The organism is Massilia horti, assembly GCF_004614195.1.
In the GTDB taxonomy this organism is placed as follows: Bacteria; Pseudomonadota; Gammaproteobacteria; order Burkholderiales; family Burkholderiaceae_D; genus Telluria; species Telluria horti.
In genome coordinates, this window is record NZ_SPUM01000047.1 from 149,856 (window position 1) to 170,305 (window position 20,450).

Annotated in this window: 19 protein-coding genes; 3 read left to right on the forward strand and 16 right to left on the reverse strand. The window is 64.2% G+C overall.

Annotation, left to right across the window (positions count from 1 at the left end):
- Window positions 1-48: 48 nt before the first annotated feature.
- The 16 genes from E4O92_RS08565 to rpsB all read right to left on the reverse strand — a co-directional run bounded on the left by E4O92_RS08565 (window position 49) and on the right by rpsB (window position 15,617).
- The gene (locus E4O92_RS08565; protein ID WP_135189346.1) at window positions 49-834 is read right to left on the reverse strand and encodes a TrmH family RNA methyltransferase; all 786 of its coding nucleotides are present in this window, start codon (window positions 832-834) and stop codon (window positions 49-51) included.
- Window positions 831-1,478 carry a ribonuclease HII gene (gene rnhB / locus E4O92_RS08570; protein ID WP_135189347.1) on the reverse strand — a complete coding sequence of 216 codons (648 nt, stop codon included), beginning with the start codon at window positions 1,476-1,478 and terminating at the stop codon, window positions 831-833. Before rnhB ends, E4O92_RS08565 begins: the two co-directional genes overlap by 4 nt.
- Window positions 1,475-2,635, reverse strand: a complete 1,161-nt coding sequence (gene lpxB, locus E4O92_RS08575; protein WP_135189348.1) for a lipid-A-disaccharide synthase — start codon at window positions 2,633-2,635, stop codon at window positions 1,475-1,477. The genes rnhB and lpxB overlap by 4 nt, the downstream gene beginning before the upstream one ends.
- Window positions 2,619-3,407, reverse strand: a complete 789-nt coding sequence (lpxA, locus tag E4O92_RS08580) for an acyl-ACP--UDP-N-acetylglucosamine O-acyltransferase (RefSeq protein ID WP_135189349.1) — start codon at window positions 3,405-3,407, stop codon at window positions 2,619-2,621. The genes lpxB and lpxA overlap by 17 nt, the downstream gene beginning before the upstream one ends.
- Window positions 3,407-3,892, reverse strand: a complete 486-nt coding sequence (fabZ, locus tag E4O92_RS08585; RefSeq protein ID WP_135189350.1) for a 3-hydroxyacyl-ACP dehydratase FabZ — start codon at window positions 3,890-3,892, stop codon at window positions 3,407-3,409. The genes lpxA and fabZ overlap by 1 nt, the downstream gene beginning before the upstream one ends.
- Entirely contained in the window at window positions 3,889-4,938 is a 1,050-nt protein-coding gene (lpxD, locus tag E4O92_RS08590; protein WP_135189351.1) for a UDP-3-O-(3-hydroxymyristoyl)glucosamine N-acyltransferase, read from the reverse strand. Before lpxD ends, fabZ begins: the two co-directional genes overlap by 4 nt.
- 31 nt (window positions 4,939-4,969) lie before the next feature.
- Window positions 4,970-5,515, reverse strand: coding sequence for an OmpH/Skp family outer membrane protein (locus E4O92_RS08595; protein ID WP_135189352.1), 546 nt, complete (start codon window positions 5,513-5,515; stop codon window positions 4,970-4,972).
- Between the two features lie 40 nt (window positions 5,516-5,555).
- On the reverse strand, window positions 5,556-7,892 hold the full coding sequence (gene bamA, locus E4O92_RS08600; protein WP_135189353.1) for an outer membrane protein assembly factor BamA: 2,337 nt from the start codon (window positions 7,890-7,892) through the stop codon (window positions 5,556-5,558).
- A gap of 67 nt (window positions 7,893-7,959) precedes the next feature.
- Window positions 7,960-9,297 (reverse strand): RIP metalloprotease RseP, encoded by a 1,338-nt coding sequence (rseP, locus tag E4O92_RS08605; RefSeq protein WP_135189354.1) that lies wholly within the window; start codon window positions 9,295-9,297, stop codon window positions 7,960-7,962.
- 17 nt (window positions 9,298-9,314) lie between these two features.
- Window positions 9,315-10,487: a 1-deoxy-D-xylulose-5-phosphate reductoisomerase gene (gene ispC, locus E4O92_RS08610; protein ID WP_135189355.1), complete on the reverse strand. Its 1,173-nt coding sequence runs from the start codon at window positions 10,485-10,487 to the stop codon at window positions 9,315-9,317.
- Between the two features lie 12 nt (window positions 10,488-10,499).
- A complete protein-coding gene (locus E4O92_RS08615; RefSeq protein WP_135189356.1) occupies window positions 10,500-11,330 on the reverse strand; it encodes a phosphatidate cytidylyltransferase in 831 nt (276 codons plus the stop codon).
- Window positions 11,324-12,082, reverse strand: a complete 759-nt coding sequence (uppS, locus tag E4O92_RS08620) for a polyprenyl diphosphate synthase (protein ID WP_135189357.1) — start codon at window positions 12,080-12,082, stop codon at window positions 11,324-11,326. The genes E4O92_RS08615 and uppS overlap by 7 nt, the downstream gene beginning before the upstream one ends.
- Window positions 12,083-12,194: 112 nt before the next feature.
- Window positions 12,195-12,755, reverse strand: coding sequence for a ribosome recycling factor (gene frr / locus E4O92_RS08625; protein ID WP_135189358.1), 561 nt, complete (start codon window positions 12,753-12,755; stop codon window positions 12,195-12,197).
- Window positions 12,756-12,934: 179 nt separating this feature from the next.
- Window positions 12,935-13,651, reverse strand: coding sequence for a UMP kinase (gene pyrH, locus E4O92_RS08630; RefSeq protein ID WP_135189359.1), 717 nt, complete (start codon window positions 13,649-13,651; stop codon window positions 12,935-12,937).
- A gap of 165 nt (window positions 13,652-13,816) precedes the next feature.
- Window positions 13,817-14,725, reverse strand: a complete 909-nt coding sequence (tsf, locus tag E4O92_RS08635; protein WP_135189360.1) for a translation elongation factor Ts — start codon at window positions 14,723-14,725, stop codon at window positions 13,817-13,819.
- A 142-nt stretch (window positions 14,726-14,867) separates the two neighbouring features.
- On the reverse strand, window positions 14,868-15,617 hold the full coding sequence (gene rpsB, locus E4O92_RS08640; protein WP_135189361.1) for a 30S ribosomal protein S2: 750 nt from the start codon (window positions 15,615-15,617) through the stop codon (window positions 14,868-14,870).
- Window positions 15,618-15,976: 359 nt separating this feature from the next.
- On the opposite strand from rpsB, the gene map reads away from it, so the two are divergent.
- The 3 genes from map to E4O92_RS08655 all read left to right on the forward strand — a co-directional run bounded on the left by map (window position 15,977) and on the right by E4O92_RS08655 (window position 20,344).
- Window positions 15,977-16,801 (forward strand): type I methionyl aminopeptidase, encoded by an 825-nt coding sequence (gene map, locus E4O92_RS08645; protein WP_135189362.1) that lies wholly within the window; start codon window positions 15,977-15,979, stop codon window positions 16,799-16,801.
- Window positions 16,802-16,818: 17 nt separating this feature from the next.
- Entirely contained in the window at window positions 16,819-19,398 is a 2,580-nt protein-coding gene (locus tag E4O92_RS08650; protein WP_135189363.1) for a [protein-PII] uridylyltransferase, read from the forward strand.
- 199 nt (window positions 19,399-19,597) lie between these two features.
- Entirely contained in the window at window positions 19,598-20,344 is a 747-nt protein-coding gene (locus E4O92_RS08655; protein WP_135189364.1) for a pseudouridine synthase, read from the forward strand.
- Window positions 20,345-20,450: the final 106 nt, after the last annotated feature.

Genomic DNA, 20,450 nt, shown 5'->3' on the forward strand with positions numbered 1-20,450 from the left:
CTCCACATTACGACTTTTGGCAGATTAACCCGAAGGCCGCGCCGCCGTCTATGCCTGAAGTTGCCGCAGCTGTTCAAAAAAGCACACCGCAGCGCAGGCGGCCACGTTCAGCGATTCGACGCGGCCCGCGTGCGGCACCGCGACGCGGTGGGTGGCCAGCTCCAGCAGTTCGCTCGATACGCCCTGCCCTTCGTGCCCCAGCACCCAGGCCACCGGGCGCCGCAGGTCGACGTTGTACAGGCGCTCGCTGGCGTAGCCGCTGGTGGCGAGCACGGCGACTTTCGATGAACGCACCACGTCAAGGAGCGTCACGTTCTCGAATATCTCGAGCACGAAGTGCGCGCCCATGGCGGCGCGCAGCACCTTGGGCGACCAGCAGAATGCGGTGCCCGCGCCCGCGTACACCTGCTTGATGCCGGCGGCTGCCGCGCTCCTCAAAATCGAGCCGACATTGCCCGGGTCCTGCACGCCGTCGAGCAGCACCGCCGATTCGGTGAGCCTGGCGGGCTGGGCGGGATGGGGCGTGTCGATTACGAACAGCAGGTTGATGCCGTGTTCGACCTGGCTGACCGCGCCAAACAGCGCATCGGGCAGCGCGGTCACGTGAGCGTGCGCGGCCTCGAGCCGCTGCACGATGGCCGCGACTTCGGGGTTGGCGAGCGCGCCTTCGGACACCACGCAGTACAGTGGTTCGCCGTGCAGGTCGAGCCAGGCCTGGCACAGGTGCACGCCATCGAGCACGCTGCGGCCGGCTTTGCGCCGCGCCTGCGAGCTGGTCGCGAGCTGCTTGAGCTCCTTGTAGAACGCGTTCTCGCGCGAGGTGATGGTCTTCATGGCGGGCCGAACAAATCAGGTTCGAGCATGGCGCGCACCGGCGCGAACGAGCGGCGGTGGATCGGGCACGGCCCGTGCAAACGCAGGCGCTCCAGGTGCAGCGGCGTGGAATATCCCTTGTGCTGGTCGAAGCCGTATTGCGGATACTGTTCGTGCAGCGCCACCAGCGCGGCGTCGCGCGCGGTCTTGGCGAGGATCGAGGCGGCCGAGATGGCGAACACCTTGTCGTCGCCTTCGACGATTGCATGCGCGCGGATTGCCAGTTGCGGGCAGCGGTTGCCGTCGATGAGGGCGATGGTCGGCGCCATGGCCAGCGCCTCGACCGCGCGCCGCATGGCGAGCATGGTCGCCTGCAGGATGTTGATCGCGTCGATCTCCTGGTGCGAGCATTCGGCCACCGCCCACGCCAGCGCGCTTTCCTTGATCTGCGGCGCCAGTTCGTCGCGCTGTTCGGCGGAGAGCTTCTTGGAGTCGCGCAGGCCTTCGATCGGCCGCGCGGGGTCGAGGATCACGGCGGCGGCGTACACCGGGCCGGCGAGCGGGCCGCGCCCGGCCTCGTCCACGCCGCACACGATGTCTTCCAGCGTAAACGGCCGGTCCTTGGGCGGCAGGCCCGGGTAAAAATCGATCTTCTTCTTTCTCATGTCTTGGAACCGATGACGCGCAGGACCGCGTCCGCGCTGGCCGCTGCGCTGTCACGCAGCAGGCTGTGATGCATGTCGGTGAAGCGCTGCTTGAGCCGGTCGCGGCCGGCCGCGTCTTCCAGCTGCCGCCAGAGCGCCTCGGCCAGATTGGCGGGGGTGGCTGCATGCTGCAGGTATTCGGGCACGACGAATTCGCGCGCCAGGATGTTGGGCAGCCCGATCCAGGGCATGTAGCCCATGTGGCGCATGATCTCCCAGGAGGCGCGCATGACCTTGTAGGCGATGACCATCGGCTTCTTGAACAGCGCCACTTCGAGCGTCGCGGTGCCCGACGCGGCCAGCACCGCGTCGGCGGCGGCGATCGCGGTGTGCGACTGTCCGTCGACCAGTTGCACCGGCACGTCCGACAGGCCGGCCTTCGCCACCAGGTCGTTGAAATAGCTGCGCTGGCGCTCGCCAGCCATCGGCGCCACGAAACGCAAGGATGGGTCGCGCTGCGCGAGCAGTCTGGCGGCGCCGACGAACGGTTCGCTCAGGTACTTCAGTTCGGCCATGCGGCTGCCGGGCATGAGCGTGACCACGCGTGCGTCAAGGGGAATCCCGAGCGCGCGCCTGGCCGCGGCCTGGTCGGGCTGCAGCGGAATCTGCTCGGCCAGCGGATGGCCGATGTAAGTGACGGGCACGCCGGCGTCTTGGTAGATCTTTTCCTCGAACGGGAAGATTACCAGCATGTGCGACACGGCGCGCTTGATCTTTTTGATGCGCCCGCCGCGCCAGGCCCAGATCTGGGGACTGATGAAGTGCACGGTGGGGATGCCGGCGGCACGCAGCTGTTCCTCCAGCCCCAGGTTAAAGCCGGGGTAGTCTGCGCCGATGAAGGCGGCCGGGCGCTCGGCCAGCAACCGGTCGCGCAGGCGGTTCTGGATGCCCTTGAGCTCGCGGTAGCGCGGAATGACTTCGAACAGGCCACGTATGGTCAGGGTGTCCATCGGCACCTCCGACACGAAGCCCTGCTCCATCATGCGCGGCCCGCCTATGCCGTGAAAGCGCGCTTGCGGCAGGTGCGGCCGCAGTCCCGCCAACAGGCGCGATGCGAGCATGTCGCCGGAGACTTCGCCGGCGACCAGGGCCAGCGAGATGTCAGCGGACGATGCCACGGCTGGCGACGCCGAGGAATTCGCGCATGGCCTGCACGCACGGCGCGGCCTGCGGCGCAGCCTGTTCCTCCTCCAGCAGCGCGGCCTTGGCTTCCTCGAGTGTGAGCCCGGAGCGGTACACCAGCTTGTAGGCGTTGCGGATGGCGTCGATCTCGGTGCGGCTGAAGCCGCGGCGCTTGAGGCCCTCGACGTTGATGCCGCGCGCGCCGGCCGGGTTGCCGGAGACGAGCACGTACGGCGGCACGTCCTGGGTCAGGCTGGTGTACATGCCGATGAAGGCATGCGCGCCGATCTTGCAGAACTGGTGCACGCCGGCGAAGCCGGACAGGATCGCCCAGTCGCCAACCTGGACGTGGCCGGCCAGCTGCGCGTTGTTCGAGAAGATCGTGTTGCTGCCCACCTGGCAGTCATGCGCCAGGTGCACGTAGGCCGACATCCAGTTGTCGTTGCCCAGGCGGGTGACGCCCTGGTCCTGGACTGTGCCGGTGTTGAAAGTGCAGAATTCGCGGATCGTGTTGCGATCGCCAATCTCCAGCCGGGTCGGTTCGCCGGCCCATTTCTTGTCCTGCGGCTGGGCACCGATCGACGAGAACTGGAATATCTGGTTGTCCCTGCCGATCGTCGTGTGGCCTTCGATGACCACGTGCGGCCCGACCACCGTGCCCGCGCCGATCTGCACGTGCGGTCCGATGATCGAATACGGGCCGACCTCGACGGAGCTGTCCAGCTCCGCCCTCGGGTCGACGATCGCGCTTGGGTGAATCTTTGTCATTACTGCCCCGCTGGCTGGCTGGCGTCGCCGGCGGCACGGATGGTGCACATCAGCTCCGCTTCGACCGCGACCTTGCCGTCCACGCTCGCCACTGCCTTGTACTTCCAGATGCCGCGCGCGACGCGCAGGATTTCTACGTCCATCTTCAACTGGTCGCCCGGCTCGACCGGGCGCTTGAAGCGCGCGCCGTCGATGCCGACAAAATAGACGACCGAGTTCTCGTCCGGCTTCACGTCCATCGTCATGAACGACAGGATGGCGGCGGTCTGCGCCATCGCTTCGATCATCAGCACGCCCGGCATCACCGGCTTGTGCGGGAAGTGCCCGTTGAAGAACTCTTCGTTCACCGTGACGTTCTTGATCGCGGTGATGCGCTTGCCCAGTTCATAGTCCAGCACGCGGTCCACCAGCAGCAGCGGATAGCGGTGCGGCAGGTATTCCTTGATCTGGTTGATGTCCAGGGTCTTGTTTTCGGTAGTGGTCATGTATCTTTGGTGAGTGTTTTAATTGTTTTCTCAAGCGCGCGAATTTTTTCGCGCATCGCCGTCAGGTTGCGCACGATGGCGGCGCTGCGTTCCCACTCGGCGTTCTTGGCCAGCGGGTAGAAACCGGTGTACTGCCCCGGCTCCAGGACCGAGCGCGACACCATGCTGCCCGACGAAATGTGCACGTTGTCGGCGATCTCGAGGTGCCCCAGCACCATCGCCGCGCCGCCGAACGTGCAATGCTTGCCAATCGTGGCGCTGCCCGCCACGCCCACGCAGCCGGCCATGGCGGTGTGCGCGCCGATCCGGCAGTTGTGGCCGATCTGGATCTGGTTGTCCAGTTTGACCCCGTCCTCGATCACGGTGTCGGCCAGCGCGCCGCGGTCGATGGTGGAGTTGGCGCCGATCTCGACGTCGTCGCCGATCACCACCCGCCCGGTCTGCGGGATCTTGATGTAGACGCCGGATTCGACCGCAAAGCCGAAGCCGTCCGCGCCGATCACCGCGCCCGAGTGGATGATGCCGCGCGCGCCGATCACGCAGCGCGCATGGAAGGTGACGTTGGCGAACAGGTGCGTGCTCGCGCCGATCAGCGCGTCGCGCCCCACGAAGCAGCCGGCGTCGATACGCGCCCCGGCGCCAATCTTGGCGCCCGCCTCGATCGTCGCATGCGGTCCGATGAACGCGCGCGGGTGGATATCGGCGCTGTTGGCCACGCTGGCGCTCGGGTCGATGCCGGGGCTGGGCAGCACTTCTTCCAGCGCGGCGAAGTACTGCGCCACGCGCGCAAAGTAGGCGTAAGGGTTGGTGGTGATGATACGTGCGCCGCCATAGGTGGCAGCCACGGTCGGTTCGTCCAGCGGCGAGAGTATCAGCGCCGCGGCCTGGCTTTGCGCGGCCAGCGCGCGCAGCTTGCTATTGCTGAGAAAACTGAGATGACAGTCTTGTGCGTCGGCCAAAGGCGCGATGCCAACAACTTCAATTTCCGGGTCACCCGCCAGTTGTCCACCAAAGCGTTCGACCAATTCACCCAGTCGAGTGCCCATCCTGGTCCTTCCAAATCCGGTCAAAACGTGTTTACTTGCCCTGGTCGAGCAGCCTTAATACCTTGTCGGTGATGTCGATGCGCGGGCTCGACCAGGCCGATTCCTGCAGCACCGCGTCCAGGTGTTCCTGCTCGGCGATCTGCTCGATCAGCTTGAAGGCCTTCTGCGCGATCGCGGCGCGTTCCTCGTTGGTGCGCTGCAGCAGGTCTTCCTGGTACTCGCGCTGCATCCGCTGCACGTCCTTTTCCATGTCGAACAGCTCGCGCGCACGCTTGGTGCGCTCAATGTCGGTCAGGCGCGGCGCGTCGGCGTCGAACTTCTCGGACATCTTTTTGAACTTTGTCACCATCTCCTCGTTCGCCTTCTGGCGCTTGGAGAATTCGGACTGGATCCGGGCATCGGCCGCCTTGGCCATCTTCGATTCGGACATCAGCCGCTCGGTAAACACAAACCCGATGCGGCTGGGCGCGTACTGCGCCGCGGCCGGAGCCTGTGCCTGCGCCTGGCTGAATGCGCCGGCGCACAGCGCGGCCACCACCAGGCTACGGGGCAGCGAGGCAATCAGATTTTTTAACATAGTTCTCCGCTATCGTAGGATAAAGGGCTCGTTTTGCGCGTCAGAAGCCGGTACCCATCTGGAACTGGAAGCGTTCAAGACGGTCGCCCGGCAAGGCATTCAAAGGCTTAGCATAACTCAACTTGAGCGGGCCCACCGGGGAAATCCACGACAGGCCGATACCGGCCGAGGCCCGCAGCTCGTTCAGGCGGATCTTTTGGTTTTCCTGCCATACCTGGCCGGCATCGCTGAACACGAACCAGCGCAGGCTGCGGTCGGTGCCGCCGCCGGGGAACGGGAACTGCAGTTCGGCGTTGCCGATCAGGCGCTTGGAGCCGCCGACCGCATCGTAGAAGGTCGGGTCGACCCGGCCGAGCGTGGAGCTCTCGTAGCCGCGCACCGAGCCGATGCCGCCCGCGTAGAAGTTCTTGAATACCGGGTAGGCGTGGCCCTTCAGACCGTGGCCGTAGTCGGCTTCGCCGCGCAGCGCGAGGGTCATCCAGCGCGTGAGCGGCTTGTACCACTGCTGCTCGTACACCGCACGGTAGTACTTGGAGTTGCCGATCACGTCCAGCTCGAGGTTGGCGCGCTGGTAGCGGCCGCGGGTCGGCGTCATCGCGCTGTCGCGCGTGTCGCGGCCCCAGGCCACCGTCAGCGGAATGGCGTTGGTGCGCGCCATGCCGACACCACTGGGCGGGCCGCCGTTGTTGGTCACGAAGGTCTTGTACAGCTGCGGGCTGGTCTCGTCGGTCTCAAGGCGGGTGCTTTCCACGCCGGCGCCGAAGAACACGGTGTCGGCTTCGGAGAACGGCACGCCGAAGGTCATGTTGCCGCCGGTCTGGCGAATCGTGAACATGCCGACGTTGGCCAGCGGCGGTTTGGTGGTGCGCAGGTAAACCTGGAACGAACGCGAGACGCCGTCGTCGGTGAAGTACGGATTGGTCTGCGAGAATGCGATCGTGCGGCTGTACTTGCTGGTGTTCAGTTCGAGGCCGACCGTGTTGCCGCTGCCGGCGAAGTTGGCCTGCTGGATCGACGCGGTAAAGGTGAACCTTTCGGCCTGCGAGAACGCGCCACCGATCATGAAGTTACCGGTCGGTTTTTCGATCACGTTGATGTTCACGTCGACCTGGTCCGAGGTGCCCTGCGATTCCGGCGTCTCCACCGTCACTTCCTTGAAGTAGCCGAGGCGGTCGACGCGGTCGCGCGAGAGCTTGACCAGGTCGGCGTTGTACCACGAGCTTTCGAACTGGCGGAACTCGCGCCGGATCACTTCGTCACGGGTGACGGTATTGCCTGCGATGTTCATGTGGCGCACGTAGGCGCGCTTGCCAGGATCGACGAAGAAGGTGAACGCCACCTTGCGATTGGCGCGGTCGATCTCCGGGTTGGCGGTCACGTTGGCGAACGCGTAGCCGAAGGTGCCCAGGCGCGCGGCGATGCGCTTGTTGCTCTGCTCCTGCAGCGTGCCCGAATAGGTCTGGCCGGGCTTGAGCAGGATAAGCTGCTTGAGCTCTGCCTCGCGGCCGAACAGTTCGCCGTCCAGCTTGATCCCCGAAACCGTGTACTTCTCGCCTTCGGTGATGTTGATGGTCAGGTAGATGTCCTTCTTGTCCGGGGTGATCGCGACCTGGGTGGACTCGACGTTCGCTTCCAGGTAGCCGTGATCGAGGTACCACGACTTGATCGCCTCGATGTCGCCGGTCAGCTTGGTCTTGGAGTACTGGTCGGCCTTGGAATACCAGGTGAACCAGCCCGAGGTCGACAGCTGCAGCAGTTCGCGCAGCTGCTTGTCGGTGAACGCGTGGTTGCCCACGATGTTGATCTGCTTGATGCGCGCGATCTCGCCTTCGTCCACGTTGAACATGACGTTGACGCGGTTGCGCTCGATCGGAGTGACGGTGGTGGTGATCTTCACGCCGTACAGGCCGCGCGACAGGTACTGGCGCTTGAGCTCCTGCTCGGCGCGGTCGACCGAGGCCTTGTCGAAGATCTTGGTCTCGCCCACGCCGATGTCCTTGAGCGCCTTGACCAGCATGTCCTTTTCGAATTCCTTGGTGCCGGTGAAGTCGACCGATGCGATCGCCGGGCGTTCCTCGACCAGCACGACCAGCACGCCGTTCTCCTCTTCCAGGCGCACGTCCTTGAAGAAGCCGGTCGCGTACAGGGCCTTGATGGCGGCGGTGGCCTTGTCGTCATCGAAGGTTTCGCCCACGCGCACCGGCAGGTAGCTGAATACGGTGCCGGCTTCGGTGCGCTGGATGCCCTCGACCCGGATGTCCTTGACCACGAACGGGTTGACGGCAAGCGCTTGGCCAGCACACAGGGCCAGCACGGCTGCGCCGATCAGGCTGCGACGAATGAACGGCAGGGCAAAACGATTCGAGTTTGATTTCATCGGTAAGAAACAATCGGTCAATCAAGTGGACACGTACGTATTCGCAGCCAAAGCGAGCCAGCCCTTTTCAGAGCAGCCGCGCCAGGTCATTGAAGACGGCGAGCGCCATCAGCATGAACAGCAGGCCGACCCCTGCACGCTGCGCGACTTCGCCGAAGCGTTCAGGCAGAGGCCGCCCGGTCAAAACTTCCAGCGAATAATACAGCAAAAGCCATCCATCCAGAACCGGAATTGGTAACAAGTTCATTACGCCCAGACTGATGCTGACGAAGGCGATGAACTGCAAATATGGCGTAGCGCCCGCGCTTGCGGTCTGTCCTGCGACGTCGGCAATCGTGATCGGGCCACTGACGTTCTTCCACGAGACCTGGCCGACGATCATCTTCCCGATCAGCTTGACGGTCAGCACCGCCGTTTCCCAGGTCTTGCGGGCGCCTTGCACGAACGCCTGGAGCGGGGCCGCGGAGACCGTCACCATTTCGGGAGTCTGCGCGACCTGCACCTTGATCACGCCGTGGCCGGACGCGTCGCGTTCGGGCGTGATCGCAAGCGGGAAATCGCGCCCCGAGCGCTGCACCTCCAGCTGCAAGGTGCGCCCGCTCGATGCGCGCACCGCTTGAACCAGGTCCACGCCGTCAAGCAGCGCCTTGCCGTTCACCGCCACGATCAGGTCGCCCTTTTCCAGGCCCGCGTGTTCGGCCGGCCCGCCCGCGATCACCTGCTCGACCGTCGGCCGCGGGCGCCACATAGCGATGCCCAGCGCGCCCAATACGTCGCTGTCCACGTCCAGCTGCGCGATCTTCGATGCGGGAATCGTGGCGCGATAGGTATTGCCGCCCTCCGAGCGCACTTCGAGCCGGGCTTCGCGCTTGTCCACGGCCGCGGCCACGATCGCCATGCGCAGGTCGGGCATCGATGCGACCGCCTCGTCGTTGACAGCAAGGATGGTGTCGCCGCCGCGCACCCCGGCCTGGTAGGCCGCGCTGGTGGCCGGCATCGCGCGCAGGCGCGTCGACGGCTCCTGCACGCCGTGCATCGAGAGCGCGGCGAGCACCACGATGGCCAGGATGAAGTTGGCCAGCGGGCCGGCGGCGACGATGGCGATGCGCTTGTAGGCCTTCTGGCTGGTGAATTCGCGCGCGAAGTCGGCCTGGGTTTTGGGCGCGGTGCTGGGATCGCGCGCATCGAGCATCTTGACGTAGCCGCCGATCGGCAGCGCGGAGAGCGCCCATTCGGTCTGGTCCGGGCCGAAGCGGCGCGACCAGACGACCTTGCCCATCCCGATCGAAAAGCGCAGCACCTTCACGCCGCACAGGCGCGCTACCCAGTAGTGTCCGAGCTCGTGGAAGAGGATCAAGAATCCCAGTGCGACCAGGAACGCGAGTATTGTATGTATCAGGTTCATCGGCGAAGCTCCGTCCGTCAGGCGCGGCCGGCCGCGAACTGCGCGGCGGCGCGGCGCGCGCGCTCGTCCTGCGCCATCACGGCCTCGATCGACGCCGCCGCTTCATGCGGGATGTCTTGCATGACGCGCGCAACTAAGCGGTCGATGTCGCGAAAACCGATGCGGCGCTCGAGGAAGGCCTGCACCGCCACTTCGTTGGCCGCGTTGAGCACCGCCGGTGCGGTGCCGCCGGCGCGCAGCGCATCGAACGCGAGCGCCAGGCACGGAAAGCGCGCGAAGTCCGGCTGGTAGAACTGAAGCGCGGCCATCTGGGTCAGGTCCAGCTGCGGCACGCCCGATTCGATCCGCTGCGGGAACGCCAGCGCGTGCGCGATCGGGGTGCGCATGTCCGGGTTGCCGAGCTGGGCCAGCACCGAGCCGTCCACGTACGAGACCATCGAGTGGATCACGCTTTGCGGGTGGATCACCACCTCGATCTTGTCGGCCGGGGCGCCGAACAGCCAGTGCGCCTCGATCACCTCCAGGCCCTTGTTCATCATGGTCGCTGAATCGACCGAAATCTTGCGGCCCATGACCCAGTTCGGGTGCTTGCACGCCTCTTCCGGCGTGACCTCTTCCAGCGTCTCGACCGCGCGCTGCAGGAACGGGCCGCCCGAGGCGGTGAGCAAGATGCGCGCCACGCCCGCTGCATGGGGCGAGCGCGCGTAGGATTGCGGCAGCGACTGGAAGATCGCGTTGTGTTCGCTGTCGATCGGCAGCAGGGTCGCCTTGTGCTCCTTGACCGCGTCCATGAACAGCTGGCCGGACATGACCAGCGCTTCCTTGTTCGCGAGCAGCACCTTCTTGCCGGCGCGCGCCGCGGCCAGCGTGGGCGCCAGACCGGCGGCGCCGACGATGGCGGCCATGACGGTGTCGGTATCCGGGCTCGCCGCGATGTCGCACAGCGCCTGTTCGCCATAGTCGACTTCGGTGGGCAGGTCCGCGATCAGTTGTGCGAGATGGCGCGCCGCCTCGGCGCTGCCGACCACCGCCCGCGCCGGCCGGAACGCGCGGCACTGGGCCGCCAGCTGTTCCACGCGGCCATGCGCCGACAGCGCGTGGACCTGGTATTTTTCCGGATGACGCGCAAGCACGTCGAGGGTCGAGGCGCCAATCGAGCCGGTGGCGCCAAGAATGGTGATGCGTTGCATGTAAAGCTCCTTCTACAGCCAGGCGCCGATTAACGCCGCCAATGGCAATACCGGGATCAGGGCGTCGATCCGGTCCAGCACCCCGCCGTGGCCGGGCAGCAGGTTGCTGCTGTCCTTGACGCCGGCGCGGCGCTTGAGCTGTGATTCGAAGAGGTCGCCGACCACGCTGGCGGCGACGATCACCACCAGGATCGCCAACATCGCCGCCCAGCCCAGCTTGGCTTGGGCGCGCACGGCAAAGGTGTCAGCCAGCGACTCGCAGCGGCACAGCACCGACGCCGATGCCAGCACCAGCACCGCGCAAGCGCCGCCGATCGCGCCTTCCCACGACTTGCCAGGCGAGATCGAAGGCGCCAGCTTGCGCTTGCCAAAAGCCTTGCCGGCAAAGTAGGCGCCGATATCGGCGATCCAGACCAGGGCCATGACCGACAGCAGGTAGACCGGCGAATGAACAAAGAGTGCGATGATTGCGGCAAAACAGCCGACAATCGCAATCGCGTATGTGATGCTGAGCAAAGTGTTACCACCGCTGGCCAGCGGCGGCAGCCCGAATTTGAGCGACGGCGCGCAGCGCACCGCCCAGATCAGCACGCTGATCGCGAACCAGAATACCGCGCTGGCCGGGCCGGCGACGAAAAAGCCGTAGGCAAAGGCCGCGGTCCAGAACAGCGCGATGACCAGCGCGCGCGCCGAGCCGGGGTTAAACAGGCGAAAACTTTCCCAGATCGCGGCGCCGAAAAACACCGTCGCCACCACTGCGAACAAAGTAAAGTTGTTGAGATATAGAACTGGCAACAATACTGCCAGCAGGACGACAGCGGTGATGACGCGCGTTTTCAGCATTCGGTTTTCTTCTTGGCCACTTGGTCGCCGGTCTGGCCGAAGCGGCGCTCGCGCTTCTGGTACGAGGCGATGGCCGCGTCCAGCGTGTCGCTCGAAAAATCGGGCCAGAACGTGTCGGTGAAATACAGCTCGGAATAGGCGAGCTGCCACAGCAGGAAGTTGGAGATGCGCTCTTCCCCGCCGGTGCGGATGAACAGGTCAGGCTCGGGCGCGTAGGCCATCGCCAGGTGGGGCGCGAGCATCTCTTCGGTAAATGCGGTCACGCCCGGATTGGCCGCGATCATCTTGTTGGTGGCCTGCATGATGTCCCAGCGGCCGCCGTAGTTGGCGCACACGGTCACCGTCAGGCGCGTGTTGTTGGCGGTCTTGCGCTCGGCATTGGCGATCATTTCCTGCAGCTTGGAGTCAAACCGGGACAGGTCGCCGACCACCTTCAGGCGGATGTTATTGGCGTGCATCTTCGACACTTCACGCTCGAGCGCGGTGACGAACAGACGCATCAGCAGCGATACCTCTTCCTCTGGGCGGCGCCAGTTTTCGGAGGAAAATGCGAACAAGGTCAGGTAATCGATACCGCGCAGTGCGCAGGCCTCGACGACCCCGCGCACCGCTTCGACGCCCTTGACGTGGCCGGCCACGCGCGGCAGCAGGCGTTTGGTGGCCCAACGACCATTGCCATCCATAATGATGGCGATGTGGCGCGGTACGGCCGGCGTCTCGGGTACAGCGGTGGTCGAACTTTTAAAAATCATAAATCCTGTGCCGGCAAGGGCATTACGTAAGTGGGACGGACCGGGCCCGGCAATGCCGCGCCCGGTCCGCGACGGGCCTTGCCCGAGGGCCCGGCCCGTTACGTCGTCTGGATCAGACGGTCATGATTTCTTTTTCTTTTTCGACGACCAGCTTGTCGATCTCGGCGACAAACTTGTCGGTCAGCTTCTGCACCTCGTCCTGAGCGCGGCGCTCATCGTCTTCCGACGCGGTCTTGTCCTTGACCATTTTCTTGAGCTGCTCATTGGCGTCGCGACGGATGTTGCGCACCGCGACCTTGGCGTCCTCCGCCTCGCTCTTGACCAGCTTGACCATTTCCTTGCGGCGCTCTTCGGTCAGCGCCGGGGTCGGTACACGGATGATGTCACCCACCGAAGCCGGATTCAAGCCCAGGTCGGATTCGCGGATCGCCTTCTCGATGACGTTCAGCATCTTCTTTTCCCACGGCTGCACGCCGATCGTGCGCGCGTCGATCAGGGTCAGGTTCGCCACCTGCGGCAAGGCGGTCGGCGAGCCGTAGTAGTCGACCATGATGTGGTCGAGGATGCCGGTGTGGGCGCGGCCGGTACGGACCTTCGCCAGGTCGCCCTTCAGGGTGTCGATGGACTTGGCCATCTTGTCCTGGGCGTTCTTCTTAACGTCAGCTAAGGACATGCTGCTCTCCTGGTTTTCAAAATGTCGAGGACAGGGCACGATGAAGCCGTGGACTGTCCCGCGATTAAAAAAATTGTCGGGGACAGGGCACGATGAACCCGTGGTCTGTCCCGCGATTAACAAAAAGTGTCGAGGACAGGGCACGGAAACACCGTGGCCTGTCCCGCGATTAAAAAAAATTAAACGTGTACCAGTGTACCTTCGTCTTCACCCATGATCACGCGCTTGAGCGCGCCCGGCTTGACGATCGAGAACACCTTGATCGGCAGCTTCTGGTCGCGGCACAGGGCAAACGCGGTCGCATCCATCACCTGCAGGTTCTTCGAGATCGCCTCGTCGAACGAAATCGACTCGTAGCGGGTCGCGTTCGCGTCCTTCTTCGGATCGGCAGTATATACGCCATCGACCTTGGTTGCCTTCAGGACGATTTCCGCGGAAACTTCCGATCCGCGCAGCGCGGCCGCGGTGTCGGTGGTGAAGAACGGGTTGCCGGTGCCGGCCGCGAACACCACGACCTTGCCCTCTTCCAGGTACTGCAGCGCTTTCGGGCGCACATAGGGCTCGACCACCTGCTCGATCCCGATGGCCGACATCACCCGCGCCGTGATGCCCTGCTGGCGCATGGCGTCGGCCAGCGCCAGCGCGTTCATGACGGTGGCCAGCATGCCCATATAGTCGGCGGTGGCGCGGTCCATGCCCTGCGCGCCTGGCGCCACGCCGCGGAAGATGTTGCCGCCGCCAATCACGACCGCCAGTTGCACTCCCAGAGCGGCCACCTCGGCCACGTCGGTCACCATGCGCTCGATGGTGGCGCGGTTGATGCCATACGGATCGTCGCCCATCAGCGCTTCCCCAGACAATTTGAGCAGTACACGTTGGTAGGCGGGTTTGGTCATGATGAAGCGGGCTCCTATGTGATGATTCGAATTCGGTCTAGCCGCCGGGGCGGCCTCATCTCGCCCAGGGCGGATGGAGGGTGCGCATGGCCGGCATGGCTTCTTCCGGCCGCCCGCCATGCAGGACGCGCACCTGCAAAAACGGGCCTTGCGGCCCGCTTTCGGTTATTGCTTAGAAGCAGCCATCTGAGCCGCAACCTCGGCGGCAAAGTCGTCGACTTTCTTCTCGATGCCTTCGCCGACCACGAACAGGGTGAACCCGTTGATCGTCGTGTTGTTCGCCTTGAGCATCTGCTCGATCGACTGCTTGTCGTTCTTCACGAACGGCTGGTTCAGCAGCGACACTTCCTTCAGGTACTTCTGTACCGAGCCATCGATGCGCTTGGCAACGATTTCCGGCGACTGCGGCTGCTTGCCTTCGGCCACGGCCTTGTCGGCATCTTCCTGGGCCTTGAGCTGGGCGACCGAGCGCTCTTTCTCGATCAGTTCAGCCGGCACTTGCTCCGACGACAGCGCAACCGGCTTCATCGCAGCGATGTGCATCGCCACGTCCTTGCCGACCTGCTCGTCAGCACCCTGGAAGTCGACGATGACGCCGATACGGTTGCCGTGCAGGTAGGAAGCCAGCTTGCCGGTGGTTTCGAAACGCTGGAAGCGGCGAACCGTCATATTCTCGCCGATTTTACCGATCAGTGCCGTACGCACGTCGTCGAACGTCTTGCCATCGACCGGCAGGGCTGCCAGCGCGGCCACGTCGGCCGGGTTGTTCTCGGCGACCAGGCGTGCCGCCAGGTTAGCCATGTTCAGGAAATCGTCGTTCTTGGCCACGAAGTCGGTTTCGCTGTTCACTTCGACCAGCGCGCCGACATTGCCATTGATGTAAGCTGCCACCACGCCTTCGGCGGTGATGCGGGCTGCCGCCTTCGATGCCTTGCCGCCCAGCTTGACGCGCAGGATCTCTTCCGCACGGGCCATGTCGCCATCGGCTTCGGTCAGTGCTTTTTTGCATTCCATCATCGGGGCGTCGGTCTTGGCGCGCAGTTCGCCAACCATCGCTGCGGTAATCGCTGCCATATTTTTCTCCTAACTTGGTATACAGGGTGTGCGGATGCGGCCAACAGCCCCACCCGCCATATTTTGCTTACAAAAAGGGGCGCTCGATTTCAGGCTCGGCGCCCCCTTGTATGCAGCGGCAGGCGCGTGGCCTGCCCCTGACTTATGCTTGCTCGGAAACTTCGACGAATTCGTCGCCAGCGCCCTTGACCATCTCAACGACTTCGTTGGTGGCGTTGGCACGGCCTTCCAGGATCGCGTCAGCAACGCCGCGCGCGTACAGCGTGATTGCCTTGGACGAGTCGTCGTTACCCGGGATCACGTGGGTCACACCTTCCGGCGAGTGGTTGGTATCGACCACGCCGATGACCGGGATGCCCAGCTTGCCAGCTTCGGTGATGGCGCCCTTGTGGTAGCCAACGTCAACGACGAAGATCGCGTCCGGCACGCCGCCCAGATCCTTGATGCCGCCGATCGACTTTTGCAGCTTGGCCATTTCGCGGCTGAACATCAGCGCGTCTTTCTTGCTCATCTTGTCAACCGAACCGTCTTCGATCGCGGCTTCCATGTCCTTCAGGCGCTTGATCGAGGTCTTGATGGTCTTGAAGTTGGTCAGCATGCCACCCAGCCAACGCTGGTCGACGTACGGCACGCCAGCGCGCTGCGCTTCAGCGGCGATGATGTCGCGGGCCTGACGCTTGGTGCCGACCAGCAGGATCGTGCCGCGGTTGGCGGCGATCTGCTTGATGGTCTTCATCGCGTCCTGGTACATCGCCATCGTCTTTTCCAGGTTGATGATGTGGATCTTGTTGCGATGACCAAAGATGAACGGTGCCATCTTCGGGTTCCAGAAGCGGGTTTGGTGGCCAAAGTGAACGCCGGCTTCCAGCATCTCACGCATCGTTACGGACATATAACTCTCCAGGGTTAAGTCTTGAATATGGCCAGTCACCTGTGCGGCACCCTTTTTCGGCCATATTCGCGATTTTTAAATAAAAAATGAACGGCTTTTCGAGCCTGCTCGAATATGAATTCAAGCAACCCGAGATTCTAGCGGGATTCGGGGTGTTTTTCAAGCGACGCGCCACTGCTGCCCTGATTCATGCGCAGGTATGCATGGCGCATGGCTTACTCCGCCAGCGTCGCCGGGTATTGCCTGCCCGGCCACACGGCCAGTCGACATCCCTTATAATGGAGGGGATATTCGCACAACCCGCCATTCGCGCGGGCCGGTGTTACTGATACTTACGTTTTTCGCAGATTGGACCCGATATGTCCTCCATTTCCATCAAAACCCTTGACGAGATCGAAGGCATGCGCCTGGCCGGCCGCCTGGCCTCCGAGGTGCTTGATTACATCACACCTTTCGTCAAGCCGGGCGTTTCCACCGGCGAACTGGATCGCCTGTGCCATGAATACATGGTGAACGTACAAGGCACGGTCCCCGCACCGCTGAACTACGCCCCGCCGGGCTACACCCCCTACCCGAAAGCGATCTGCACCTCGGTCAATGACGTAATCTGCCACGGCATCCCGGGCGACAAGGTGCTCAAGAGTGGCGATTCCGTCAACATTGACATTACCGTCATCAAGAACGGCTTCCACGGCGACACCAGCCGCATGTTCCTGGTCGGCGAACCGTCGATCCAGGCGCGGCGCCTGGCCGAGGTCACCTACGAATGCATGTGGCTGGGCATTTCCAAGGTCAAGCCGGGCGCCCACCTGGGCGACATCGGCCACGTGATCCAGCAGCACGCGGAAAAAATGGGCTACAGCGTGGTGCGCGAATTCTGCGGGCACGGCATCGGCCGCGTGTTCCACGAGGAGCCGCAGGTGCTGCACTACGGCCGCCCGGGCGCCGGCGTAGAGCTCCAGGCCGGCATGACCTTCACGATCGAGCCGATGATCAACGCCGGCCGCCGCGAAATCAAGGAAATGCCGGACGGCTGGACCATCAAGACCAAGGACCGCAGCCTGTCGGCGCAGTGGGAGCACACCGTGCTCGTCACCGAGACCGGCTACGAAATCCTGACCAAGTCCGAAGGCACGCCGCCGCCGCCGGCGATCGTCGCCGACAAGAGCGCCGTGGCGGCGTAAAGCTTACGGCGTAAATCATGGCCCTGGCCGCGCCCGCCAGCCTCGCGCCCGTGCTCAAGGCGCGGCTCAAGAGCGAGCGGGCGCACGTCATCCAGGCGTTCAAGGAAGACGGCAAGCCCGAAAAGCTACTGCGCGGCCTGCGCCGCGTGGTCGATTCGGTGCTGGCCGAAGCCTGGCGCGCATCTGGCCTGCCGCATAACACGGCCCTGGTGGGCGTGGGCGGTTACGGCCGCGGCGAGCTGTTCCCCTATTCCGACGTCGACGTCCTGATCCTGCTGGAATCCCGGCCGGACGCGCTCACCCAGGCAAAGCTCGAAAACCTGGTCCAGCTGCTGTGGGACCTGGGACTGGAGATCGGCCACAGCATCCGCACCGTCGACGAATGCATGACCGAGTCGGCAGCCGACATCACGGTGCAGACCAGCCTGCTCGAAGCGCGGCTGGTGATCGGCGACCAGCACCTGTTCGCCCAGCTGCAGCGGCGCTACCACGAGGCGCTGGACCCGCAGGCCTTCTTCCAGTCCAAGACCGCCGAGATGCGCCTGCGTCACGCCAAGTACGAATACACGGCATTCGCTCTCGAACCCAACTGCAAGGAGAGCCCGGGCGCGCTGCGCGACCTGCAGGTGATCCTGTGGGTCGCCAAGGCCGCGGGGCTGGCCAACTCATGGGGCCAGTTCGCGCTGCGCGGGCTGGTCACGCGCGAGGAAGCGCGCCAGCTGATGGAAAAGGAACGCGCGTTCAAGGACATCCGCATCCGCCTGCACCTGCAGACCGGCCGGCGCGAAGACCGCCTGATCTTCGACGTGCAGACCGCGATCGCCGAGAGCTTCGGGCTGACCAATACCGGCGAAGGCGTCCACGCCCGCCGCGCCAGCGAATACCTGATGCAGCGCTACTACTGGGCGGCCCGGACAGTCATCCAGTTAAACAAGATCCTGCTGCAGAACATCGAGGCAAACCTGTTTCCGCAGCCGATCGTGCCGGTGCCGATCAACCCGCGCTTTAACGAAGTGAACGGCTTCATCGACATCAGCCAGGACGACACTTTCGAGACCACGCCATCGGCCGTGCTCGAAATCTTCGCCGTGATGACCGACCGCCCTGACCTCAAGGGCATGACGCCGCGCACCATGCGCGCCCTGTGGCACGCACGGCACCGGATCGACGAAGCGTTTCGCGCCGATCCGGCCAACAAGGCCCTGTTCATGCGCGTACTCAAAGCCCCGCAGGGACTGGTGCACGCGCTGCGCCGCATGAACGAACTGGGCATCCTGGGCCGCTACCTGCCGAGCTTTCGGCGCATCATCGGCCAGATGCAGCACGACCTGTTCCACGTCTACACAGTCGACCAGCACATCCTGATGGTGGTGCGTAACCTGCGCCGCTTCGCGATGCCCGAGCACGCGCACGAGTACCCGTTCTGCAGCCAGCTGATCGCCAACTTCCGCGACCGCTGGCTGCTCTACGTGGCCGCCCTGTTCCACGACATCGCCAAGGGCCGCGGCGGTGATCATTCGCGGCTCGGCATGCTGGATGCGAGGCAGTTCTGCAGCGATCACGGCGTATCGAACGAAGACACGGAACTGGTGGTGTTCCTGGTCGAGCAGCACCTGACGATGTCGCAGGTCGCGCAGAAGCAGGACCTGTCGGATCCGGACGTGATCGCCAGCTTTGCCGCCGTGGTCAAGGACGAGCGCCACCTGACCGCGCTCTACCTGCTGACCGTGGCCGACATCCGCGGCACCAGCCCCAAGGTATGGAACGCGTGGAAGGCCAAGCTGCTGGAAGACCTGTACCGCGTGACGCTGCGCGTGCTGGGTGGCGAACCGCACTCGGCGGACCGCGAGCTGCGCGCGCGCCAGCAGGAAGCGCTGGCCACGCTGCGCCTGTTCGGCCTGCCCGCCGACGCCCACCAAAAGCTGTGGGACCAGCTCGATATGGCTTATTTTTTGCGCCACGACGCGACCGATATCGCCTGGCAGACGCGGGCCCTGTACAACCGGCTGGGCGGCGCCAAGCCGGTGGTCAAGGCGCGCCTGGCGCCGATCGGCGAAGGGCTGCAGGTCACGGTCTACGTCAAGGACCAGCCGGACCTGTTCGCGCGCATCTGCAGCTACTTCGACCGCAAGAACTTTTCGATCCTCGACGCCAAGATCCATACCACCAAGGACGGCTACGCGCTCGACACGTTTTTGGTGACCGAAGAGACCTTCGCCCGGCACTACCGCGACATCATCAACCTGATCGAACACGAACTGTGCGAGCTGTTGCAGTCGCAAGCGCCGCTGGCGCCGCCCACGCGTGGAAGGTTGTCGCGCATGTCGCGCACGTTCCCGATCACGCCCACGGTCGACTTGCGGCCGGATGAACGCGGCCAGTTCTTCGTGCTGTCGATCAGCGCCAACGACCGCACCGGCCTGCTGTACTCGATCGGCAGCGTGCTCACCCGCTACCGCATCAACCTGCATACAGCCAAGATCATGACGCTGGGTGAACGGGTCGAGGACGTGTTCCTGGTCGACGGCGCGGTGCTGCGCAACCAGCGCGCGCAGGTCCAGCTTGAAACCGATCTGCTGGACGCGCTGAAAATCTGATGTGTCGCATTTATGTTCACTTGCACACGCGGCCGGCGCCTGACGTAGGGTGCGCACCTGTGCGCACGCGGTCAACGCATGTGGGCTTGCGGCAATGCCAACGTTCGGCACACTTTGCACCGCGTGCGCACTGGTGCGCACCCTACGCCCTCCGGTAAGCCTCTACGAAATTCAAGCCTAACTTTTTTCTTTTTCCCCTATGACTGAACCCTTACGCCTGTCCAAACGAATGTCCGAACTCGGCCTGTGTTCCCGCCGCGAGGCGGACGAATGGATCGCCCGTGGCTGGGTGCGCGTGGACGGCAAGGTGGTGTCGGAGCTGGGCAGCAAGGTACTGCCATCGCAAAAGATCACCGTCGAGCGCCAGGCCGCGGCCGAGCAGTCCAAACGGGTCACGGTCCTCATCAACAAGCCGGTCGGCTATGTCAGCGGCCAGGCCGAGGACGGCTACAAGCCGGCGGTAACACTGGTCTCGCCCGAAAACCGCTGGGCCGACGACCCATCCCCCGAACGCTTCCACCCAACCCAGCTGCGCAGCCTCGTGCCGGCCGGCCGGCTCGATATCGATTCCGTCGGCCTGCTCGTGCTTACCCAGGACGGCCGTATCGCCAAGCAGCTGATCGGCGAGGACACCTCGATCGAGAAGGAATACCTGGTGCGGGTGCAGTACACCAAGCCCGGACGGCTGCCTGACGCCGAGCTCAGGAAGCTGAACCATGGCCTGTGGATGGACGGCAAACCGCTGCTGCCGGCCAAGGTGTCGTGGCAGAACGACGACCAGTTGCGCTTTGTGCTCAAGGAAGGCAAGAAGCGCCAGATCCGCCGCATGTGCGATATGGTCGGCCTGAAGGTGATAGGCTTGAAGCGCGTGCGCATCGGTCGCGTCAAGCTCGGCGATTTGCCGCCAGGACAGTGGCGCTACCTGCGGCCGGACGAGCAGTTCTGATCGGCGTTTCCTCGGGGCCGCTAGACCCGTCCTACACGATCTGGCGTGCCCATCCTATAGCGCCCTCGCGTCGACGGCCGCATGATTGCACCACTGTGAACGACAC

Excerpts from the sequence above, each read along its gene's own strand:
- E4O92_RS08565 (WP_135189346.1), bottom strand. The coding sequence starts at position 834 with ATGAAGACCATCACCTCGCGCGAGAACGCGTTCTACAAGGAGCTCAAG.
- rnhB (WP_135189347.1), bottom strand. The coding sequence starts at position 1,478 with ATGAGAAAGAAGAAGATCGATTTTTACCCGGGCCTGCCGCCCAAGGAC.
- lpxA (WP_135189349.1), bottom strand. The coding sequence starts at position 3,407 with ATGACAAAGATTCACCCAAGCGCGATCGTCGACCCGAGGGCGGAGCTG.
- fabZ (WP_135189350.1), bottom strand. The coding sequence starts at position 3,892 with ATGACCACTACCGAAAACAAGACCCTGGACATCAACCAGATCAAGGAA.
- lpxD (WP_135189351.1), bottom strand. The coding sequence starts at position 4,938 with ATGGGCACTCGACTGGGTGAATTGGTCGAACGCTTTGGTGGACAACTG.
- E4O92_RS08595 (WP_135189352.1), bottom strand. The coding sequence starts at position 5,515 with ATGTTAAAAAATCTGATTGCCTCGCTGCCCCGTAGCCTGGTGGTGGCC.
- bamA (WP_135189353.1), bottom strand. The coding sequence starts at position 7,892 with ATGAAATCAAACTCGAATCGTTTTGCCCTGCCGTTCATTCGTCGCAGC.
- rseP (WP_135189354.1), bottom strand. The coding sequence starts at position 9,297 with ATGAACCTGATACATACAATACTCGCGTTCCTGGTCGCACTGGGATTC.
- ispC (WP_135189355.1), bottom strand. The coding sequence starts at position 10,487 with ATGCAACGCATCACCATTCTTGGCGCCACCGGCTCGATTGGCGCCTCG.
- E4O92_RS08615 (WP_135189356.1), bottom strand. The coding sequence starts at position 11,330 with ATGCTGAAAACGCGCGTCATCACCGCTGTCGTCCTGCTGGCAGTATTG.
- uppS (WP_135189357.1), bottom strand. The coding sequence starts at position 12,082 with ATGATTTTTAAAAGTTCGACCACCGCTGTACCCGAGACGCCGGCCGTA.
- frr (WP_135189358.1), bottom strand. The coding sequence starts at position 12,755 with ATGTCCTTAGCTGACGTTAAGAAGAACGCCCAGGACAAGATGGCCAAG.
- pyrH (WP_135189359.1), bottom strand. The coding sequence starts at position 13,651 with ATGACCAAACCCGCCTACCAACGTGTACTGCTCAAATTGTCTGGGGAA.
- tsf (WP_135189360.1), bottom strand. The coding sequence starts at position 14,725 with ATGGCAGCGATTACCGCAGCGATGGTTGGCGAACTGCGCGCCAAGACC.
- rpsB (WP_135189361.1), bottom strand. The coding sequence starts at position 15,617 with ATGTCCGTAACGATGCGTGAGATGCTGGAAGCCGGCGTTCACTTTGGC.
- map (WP_135189362.1), top strand. The coding sequence starts at position 15,977 with ATGTCCTCCATTTCCATCAAAACCCTTGACGAGATCGAAGGCATGCGC.
- E4O92_RS08650 (WP_135189363.1), top strand. The coding sequence starts at position 16,819 with ATGGCCCTGGCCGCGCCCGCCAGCCTCGCGCCCGTGCTCAAGGCGCGG.
- E4O92_RS08655 (WP_135189364.1), top strand. The coding sequence starts at position 19,598 with ATGACTGAACCCTTACGCCTGTCCAAACGAATGTCCGAACTCGGCCTG.